This is a genomic window from Dolichospermum circinale AWQC131C (genome assembly GCF_000426905.1).
Classification (GTDB): domain Bacteria; phylum Cyanobacteriota; class Cyanobacteriia; order Cyanobacteriales; family Nostocaceae; genus Dolichospermum; species Dolichospermum circinale.
In genome coordinates this window covers 1-1,361 of record NZ_KE384651.1, presented here as the reverse complement: position 1 = coordinate 1,361, position 1,361 = coordinate 1, and the positions used below count along the sequence as shown (strand labels likewise).

The window sequence follows — 1,361 nt, the reverse complement described above, 5'->3', positions numbered from 1 at the left end:
TGGCGACTACGTACCAGTTGTTGATTAAGATTTGGTCGGCATTTGTCATAATTGTCTCCTAGTAGTTTTATTACTTTTATCACCCTGGTGAAAGGATAATAGAAATAAATATTAAAAATAAGATTGAAGAGTTCCGCGTCGGCGAACATCTAACGTTGCACAGTGAAATGAGCCTAAAAAGGGATAATAGCTTTCAAACGAACACACAATAGGCTTAAATCCCCAATCTTTGAGTGCTTTGATCATCGGCTCCTGGTTTTTTTCTACAATGACTCGCTCTTCATCTAACATCAGTACATTCAACCCTGCCCATTCACTGACTAATCTCAGCTGGTTCTGGGGGATATGGTTGGGGTAAGGTGCAACCAAAATGTCCCAGCTTTTCAGGATTTTTGGCAATTTATTAACATCTACAAATTCTGGGTTAACTAGTATTTTGCCGGGAGCAAGAGGCATTAAGGTGGTATCAATGTGCAGTGCTTCTGGACAATGCGATTCAATAATGTGAATGCGGTATTCGTCTTCCAGGTGGCGTTGTAACCACTCTATACCCAAACTATTAGTGACATGACTTTTTTGACCAAAAATATCCCGTCCGCAGCGCACAAAATCTGCTGCATCAAAAGTTGGTTCAAACTCTGTAACGACAAAGCGCGACGGCTTCCCTGTTTGAGGAAACTGGAAATTTAAGTTATACTGTGCGTCCAATAATTGTGGCTTCGGTGCCGCAGTCCACTTAACCCCTGCCTGAAAATATTCCTTGAGCAGCTTTCGATACGCCCAAGTTTCAAAATAGCGGTTGCGATCTGCCATTGGTGCTTCAATAATCTCATTGCCAATCACCAAAAAAACATCACGAGGATTGGCGGCACAAAAACCACTTCCTACTTGCCAAGCTGGTGTGGAGAAGGAGCCAGAGAAATCTACAGGGTTGACTCGACGAACTTTGACTCCTTCTGCTTCAAGAATGTGAATAAATTCATTTAGTTCTTTGTGTGCTAATGCAATCATCTCTGGTGGATAGGGAATTCCTCCCCTCTCAGAGAGTACCTTTTGGGCAGATGCCAATTCTTCAAGAGGGAATGTCCATTTGTTGATTGGTTCTAGGGCAGGTAACATTGCACCTTCAACACTGCCAACAATGACTTCCTCAAGTGCGTCCCACTCATTATAAGAATTGACAGGACATGGCTGCTTGGCGATTGGTGAATTGTTCTCTAATTCTTGGTTATTTTGATTGGTCATAAGTTGTTTTCCTAATTGATAAACAGAATATCATTATTCACTGGAGTTTACACGGCTGGATATTTTATTGTTCATATCTCCCTAATTGCGTTTTTATTCCCTGTCTGAACGGTTAT

The 1,361-nt window shown here is 41.6% G+C and carries 1 protein-coding gene; it reads right to left on the bottom strand.

What is annotated here, in order from left to right; translation table 11 throughout:
* Positions 1-111 precede the first annotated feature (111 nt).
* Positions 112-1,245, bottom strand: coding sequence for an amidinotransferase (locus ACIR131C_RS0119270; protein ID WP_051347453.1), 1,134 nt, complete (start codon positions 1,243-1,245; stop codon positions 112-114).
* Positions 1,246-1,361: the final 116 nt, after the last annotated feature.